Source organism: Streptomyces sp. NPDC004561, assembly GCF_053602155.1.
Window position 1 is genome coordinate 1 of record NZ_JBSGDB010000489.1, and the last position, 6,336, is coordinate 6,336.

General features: G+C 71.9%; 5 protein-coding genes and 1 pseudogene. 4 read left to right on the plus strand and 2 right to left on the minus strand.

Translation table 11 applies throughout. The annotated features are described in order from the left end of the window. Window positions 1-93: 93 nt before the first annotated feature. The 3 genes from ACWEN3_RS38645 (at window position 94) to ACWEN3_RS38655 (ending at window position 1,847) form a co-directional block, all read left to right on the plus strand. Window positions 94-615 carry a DUF1990 domain-containing protein gene (locus tag ACWEN3_RS38645; RefSeq protein WP_452981068.1) on the plus strand — a complete coding sequence of 174 codons (522 nt, stop codon included), beginning with the start codon at window positions 94-96 and terminating at the stop codon, window positions 613-615. Beyond that, window positions 591-932 (plus strand): hypothetical protein, encoded by a 342-nt coding sequence (locus ACWEN3_RS38650; RefSeq protein WP_452981071.1) that lies wholly within the window; start codon window positions 591-593, stop codon window positions 930-932. The genes ACWEN3_RS38645 and ACWEN3_RS38650 overlap by 25 nt, the downstream gene beginning before the upstream one ends. Before the next feature lie 90 nt (window positions 933-1,022). Next, entirely contained in the window at window positions 1,023-1,847 is an 825-nt protein-coding gene (locus ACWEN3_RS38655; protein WP_452981074.1) for a M55 family metallopeptidase, read from the plus strand. Between the two features lie 57 nt (window positions 1,848-1,904). Here ACWEN3_RS38655 and ACWEN3_RS38660 read toward each other — a convergent pair. Continuing rightward, window positions 1,905-2,261 (minus strand): annotated as a pseudogene (locus ACWEN3_RS38660) (hypothetical protein); the annotation flags it as partial. 134 nt (window positions 2,262-2,395) lie between these two features. Further along, window positions 2,396-5,014 (minus strand): glycosyltransferase family 1 protein, encoded by a 2,619-nt coding sequence (locus ACWEN3_RS38665; RefSeq protein ID WP_452981077.1) that lies wholly within the window; start codon window positions 5,012-5,014, stop codon window positions 2,396-2,398. 330 nt (window positions 5,015-5,344) lie between these two features. Here ACWEN3_RS38665 and ACWEN3_RS38670 point away from each other — a divergent pair. Beyond that, the coding region (locus tag ACWEN3_RS38670) for a maltotransferase domain-containing protein (protein WP_452981080.1) at window positions 5,345-6,336 on the plus strand (992 nt) is incomplete at its 3' end.

Consider the following 6,336-nt stretch of genomic DNA (forward strand, 5'->3'; position numbering starts at 1 on the left):
GGTCAACGTCAACTGACCGCGGGCGGACACAGGTAGGTGCCGGGCGGCACCCGGGCGGAAGACGTCCCGGGTGCCGCCCTACCCTTGTGACCCATGTCCTCGGCGCCCTTCACCTACGAGCCGGTCGGCGCGACCCGCGACGACCTGACGTACTGCCCGCCCGGCTTCCGCCCCATGCTCGTCCGCACCCGTCTCGGAGAGGGCCACGAGGTCTTCCGCCGGGCCACCGAAGCGCTCCTCACCTGGGAGATGCACCGCGGCCTGGGGGTGAGCGTCGACGCGAGCGCCGATCGCGCGGCCCCCGACGTGGACGTGACCGTCACCCTCGCCGGCATCGTCAAGGCCCCCTGCCGCATCGTCTGGACCACCGAGGAACCCCGCCGGGCCGGCTGGGCCTACGGCACCCTCGAGGGCCACCCCGAGTCCGGCGAGGAGGCCTTCGTCGTCGACCGCACCGGCGACGGCACGGTCTGGCTGACGGTCGCGGCCTTCAGCAGACCGGCCAAGTGGTACGCGAAGGCCGGCGGCCCGGCGACCCGAGGCTTCCAGCACGCGTACGCCCGCCGCTGCGGCAAGGTCCTGCGGGAACTGTGCGCCGAAGTCGAAGAGGACTGACGGCCCTGGCGGGAGCCCCGGCATCGATCTGGGGAACCAGCGACGACGACACCTGGACGATCGGCAACCGGACCGGAATCGACTCGGTGGACAAGTACCTCGCGCACTCCGACACCTGGGCTGCCGCCGAGAACAACCAGAACTTCAGGCTCAGGCAGGGCGGTCAGGAGACTGAGCGGCGCGGACCGGCGGCGGTGTCGGCGGTGGCCGGTCCGCTCCTGGTGCCGGCCCTGCTGGCGACCGTGTACTGGCTGTACTCGGCGGATCCCTCCGGCGGCAACGACTGCTCCGGCCTGGCGCAGTTGCTCGCGCCGTGAGGTCACCACCCCGACCGGACGCCGCCCGGGAGCGGCATGATCTGCTACTGAACGCACAGACGGGTGGCGGACACCGAGGGGAGCGCACGGATGAAGGTCTTCGTCTCGTCGGACATGGAGGGCACCGCGGGCGTCGTCGACTGGGCACAGTGCCGGCCGCCGAGCCCCGAGTACGGGCACTACCGGGAACTGCTGGAGCAGGAGGTCAACGCGGCGATCGAGGGCGCCGCGGCGGCCGGCGCACGGGAGTTCCTGGTCAACGACTCGCACTCGGCGATGGCCAACCTGCGGCCGGACCGCCTGGCGCACCGGGCGCGCTACCTGTCCGGCCGGCACAAGCCGCTGTACATGATGCAGGGGCTCGACGCCTCGTTCGACGCCGTCTTCTTCGTCTCGTACCACGGCTCGATGTCCGGCGCCCCGGCCACGCTGTCGCACACGTACAACCCGCGCGCGATCGCCGAGGTCCGGCTGAACGGCATGCCGACCGGGGAGGCCGGGATCAACGCCCTGGTCGCGCTCGGACACGGGGTGCCGATCGTGCTGATCACGGGCGACGACGTCACCGCCGAGCAGGCCGGGCCGTTCTGTCCGGGCATCAGGGCGGCGGTGGTGAAGACGTCGGTCTCCCGCTTCGCCGCCGACAGCCTGCATCCGGAGCAGGCCCGCGAGGTGATCCGGCAGACCGCCGAGGCCGCGGTACGGCAGCTGCCGGACGCCCGGCTGCCCGAGATCACCCTGCCCGCCACCCTGACGGTCCGATTCCGCAACGCCGACCTGACCGAGATGGCGACCTGGATCAACGGCGTGACCCGCGAGGACGACCTCACCGTCCGCCTCCGCGACGACGACCCGATCCACCTGTACCGAACCTTCGTCACCGTCGTCATCCTCACCCGGGGCATCGCCGAGTAGGCCGCGCACAGTGGCCGGGGGCGAGCCGATCACACCGACTCGCCCCTCAGCGGAACCTCACTCCCCGGCGAACAGCTCCGTCGCGTCCGTGGCGTGTACGGCCCGTTGGGCCCAGAGTTCCAGCTGGGCCAGGTCCGTGCAGGTCTCCACGCGCTCCCGGACGGAGTCGGACACCGGGATGTCGCGCCACTCCAGGATGCGAAGGGTCATCTCCTGCCGATCCTGGACACGCCCCTGCTCCAGACCTTGTTCCAGTCCTTGTTCCCGCCCTTCCTCGCGTACCTGCTCGGCCAGCGGGTGGCGCCAGAAGTACTGGATCGCGGTCATCAGGTCCCTCCACATCTGCTTCGCCTGGGGGTCGGCCAGGCAGGAGTCGACGAACTGCACGAAGAGCGCGGCGGTGTCCGAGTCGATCCTGTCCGACGTGATCAACGAGCTGGGCCGTCGCAAGTTCGCACCCGCGACTGCAAGGACCCGGCCGGAGGCACTCTCGCCGTCCCGGCCGGATCCTTCGCTCTCTTCGTCGACGCCCTGAAGGCAGCCGCGCGTCAGCGCAGGAGTACTCCCGCGCCCTCCACCACATCCTCCGGAGGTACCGTCACGAGGCCCAGCTCGGCGGCGGAGGTGAGGAGGCGGTGGGACGGGAGGATGCGGACCGTGTAGCCGTACGGGCCCGTGCGGTCGAGGGAGAGCGGGCCCTCGTACAACATGCGGCCCTCCAGGTCGGGCGCGCCCGTCGGCTTCAGCGGGACGACGGTCGCGTCGGTGATGCGGTCCTGCGCGTCCACCCGCCCGGACACCGCCTGGACCTCGACGTCGTCCGGGCTCAGCTCACCGAGGCCGACCCGGACCCGCAGGCCCACCGTCGTGCCCAGTTCCGCCGTGGCCGTCGTCGCGGTCGTCTCGACGTGGTCGACGCTCACCCCGTGCCACGCGGCCCGCACCCGGGCCTTCCACTCGGCCAGGTCCCGGGCGGTGTCCGGGGCCAGCGCGCGGTGCGACTGGGCGGCCGGGGCGTAGAGGCGCTCGACGTACTCGCGGACCATGCGGCCGGCCAGCACCTTCGGGCCGAGCAGGGTGAGGGTCTGGCGGACCATCTCGATCCAGCGGTCGGGCAGCCCGCCCCGGCCGCGCTCGTAGAAGCGCGGGGTGACCCGCTGTTCGAGGAGGTCGTAGAGGGCCGCCGCCTCGATGTCGTCGCGGCGGTCGGTGTCCATCCCCGCGCCGTCCGCCGTCGGGACGGCCCAGCCGAAGTCCGGCTGGAACCACTCGTCCCACCAGCCGTCCAGGACGGACAGGTTCAGGCAGCCGTTCAGGGCCGCCTTCATCCCGGAGGTGCCGCACGCCTCCAGGGGACGCAGGGGGTTGTTCAGCCAGACGTCGCAGCCGGGGTAGAGCTTCTGCGCCATCGCCATGCCGTAGTCGGGCAGGAAGACGATGCGATGGCGGACCCTCGGGTCGTCGGCGAACCGGACCAGCTCCTGGACCAGGCGCTTTCCGCCGTCGTCCGCCGGGTGGGCCTTGCCCGCGACGACGATCTGGATCGGGCGCTCCGGGTGGAGCAGGAGCTCCATCAGGCGGTCGCGGTCACGCAGCATCAAGGTGAGGCGCTTGTAGGAAGGGACCCGGCGTGCGAAGCCGATCGTCAGGACGTCCGGGTCGAGGACGCCGTCGATCCAGCCCAGCTCGGCGTTGCCCGCACCGCGCTGCCGCCAGGAGGCGCGCAGCCGTTCCCGCACCTCCAGCACCAGTTGCTCGCGCAGGGTGTGGCGCAGCTCCCAGACCTCCTGGTCCGGGATGTCCGCGACCGAGTCCCAGCGCTCGGAGCCGCCGACGGTCAGCGCGTCCTCGGTCCGCTGGGCGCCGATCTGCCGGGCGCCGAGCCGCAGCACCTCCGGTGCCACCCAGGTGGGCGCGTGCACCCCGTTGGTCACGGAGGTGATCGGCACCTCCTCGGCGTCGAATCCCGGCCACAGTCCCGCGAACATCTCGCGGCTGACCTGACCGTGCAGCAGCGACACCCCGTTGGCCCGCTGGGCGAGCCTGAGGCCCATCACGGCCATGTTGAACAGGTTCGGTTCGCCGCCCGGGTAGGTCTCCATGCCGAGCGACAGGATCCGCTGCACGTCGATGCCGGGGAGTTCGGCGTCGGGCCCGAAGTGCCGGGCGACCAGCTCCCGGTCGAAGCGGTCGATGCCGGCCGGGACCGGGGTGTGCGTGGTGAAGACGGTCCCGCCGCGCACGGCCTCCAGCGCAGACGCGAAGTCCAGTCCGGCCGCGCACAGTTCGGCGATCCGTTCCAGGCCAAGGAAACCCGCGTGCCCCTCGTTGGTGTGGAACACCTCCGGCTCCGGGTGCCCGGTGAGCCGGCAGTAGGTCCGCACCGCCCGCACGCCCCCTATGCCGAGCAGCATCTCCTGGAGCAGCCGGTGCTCGCTGCCGCCGCCGTAGAGCCGGTCGGTCACCCCGCGTTCGCCGAGGTCGTTCTCCTCCACGTCCGAGTCGAGCATCAGCAGCGGCACCCGGCCCACCTGCGCCAGCCAGACCCTGGCGCGCAGCGCCCTGCCGCCGGGCAGCGCGAGGGAGACCTGTGCCGGGGTGCCGTCGGCCTCCTTCAGCTGGGTGACGGGCAGTTCGTTGGGGTCGAGCACCGGGTAGTGCTCCTGCTGCCAGCCGTCCCGGGACAGGGTCTGCCGGAAGTACCCGTGCCGGTACAGCAGCCCGACCCCGATGAGCGGTACGCCGAGGTCGCTGGCCGCCTTGAGGTGGTCGCCGGCGAGGATGCCGAGACCGCCGGAGTACTGCGGCAGCGCGGCCGTGATGCCGAACTCCGGGGAGAAGTAGGCGACCGCGGCCGGCAGGCCCTCGGCCTGGGCCTGGTACCAGCGGTCGCCGGTCAGATAGTCGTCGAGGTCGTCGGCGACCGCGGTGAGGCGCCGCAGGAACCTGCGGTCCCCGGTCAGCTCGGCGAGGCGTGCCGGGCGCACCCGGCCCAGCAGCCCGACCGGGTCGCCCCCGGCGGCGGCCCAGGCCTCGGGGTCTACGGACTGGAACAGGTCGCGCGTTTCCGCATGCCAGGACCAGCGCAGATTGCGCGCCAGATCGCTCAGCGGCCGGAGGGGTTCGGGGAGAACGGGACGGACGGTGAACCGACGGATCGCCTTCACATTCCACCTCGACGCGTTGCGGGGTGAGACGCACGGCGCTGTACGTCTCGTCGTCACACCCGACGGTAGTGGTTACCGGGGCGTCGGTGGGGAGGTACCCGGTCGGGGGTGTCGGGGCGTGGGGAGCGGGCTGCGGGGCACTCGAACAAGTGGGCCGGTCTTGTGCGTAGACATACGCGTGAGTAGTTAACAAAGTGCCGGTTGCCCACCCGAAGAGGGTGGGAAGGCTCCTCCGGTACACAACCCCACAGGCGTTCCACAGCACCTCCGCAGGACCCACCTCCCCATATCCATCCGCCCACACCCACGTTGACGCGGACAGGAGCGGTCATGCCCGCCACGCACCACTCGTCAGCACCTCCGACAAGCAGCAAGGCCAAGGCAGCGGCAAAGAAAACAACGGGCAAGAACGCGGCAAAGCCTGCCGCCGACACGCCCGGACAGTCCGGTCCCGGCGACGGGCCGCCCACGCCCCGGGACACCACGCTCGGCCGTATCCCCGTTCTCGACGTACGTCCCGTGGTCCAGCACGGGCGCCGGCCCGCGAAAGCGGTGACCGGCGAGTCGTTCGAGGTGTCGGCCACCGTGTTCCGCGAGGGCCACGACGCCGTCGCGGCGAACGTGGTGCTGCGGGACCCGGCGGGCCTGCCGGGCCCCTGGACGCCGATGCGGGAACTCGCCCCGGGCACCGACCGTTGGGGCGCCACCGTCACCGTGGGCGAACCCGGCCACTGGACCTACACGGTCGAGGCGTGGTCGGACCCGCTCGCCACCTGGCGGCACCACGCGCAGATCAAGATCCCGGCGGGCATCGACACCGACCTGGTCATGACGGAAGGGGCACGCCTGTACGAACAGGCGGCCGCCGGAGTCCCGGACGAACAACGCCCGGTCGTACTGGACGCGGTGGCGGCCCTGCGCGCCGAGGACCGCCCGCCCGCCTGGCGCCTCGCGGCCGCCCTGGCGCCGGAGGTGACGGCGGTGCTGGCCCGGTATCCGCTGCGGGAGTTGGTCACCGCCTCCGATCCGATGCCGCTGCTGGTGGAGCGCGAACGGGCCCTGTACGGCTCCTGGTACGAGTTCTTCCCCCGGTCGGAGGGCACCCCCGAGCATCCCCACGGCACGTTCCGCACGGCTGCGCGGCGGCTGAAGGCGATCGCGGAGATGGGCTTCGACGTCGTCTACCTCCCCCCGATCCACCCGATCGGCACGACGTTCCGCAAGGGCCGCAACAACACCCTCTCCGCCGGTCCCGAGGACGTCGGCGTGCCGTGGGCGATCGGCTCCCCGGAGGGCGGCCACGACGCGGTCCACCCCGACCT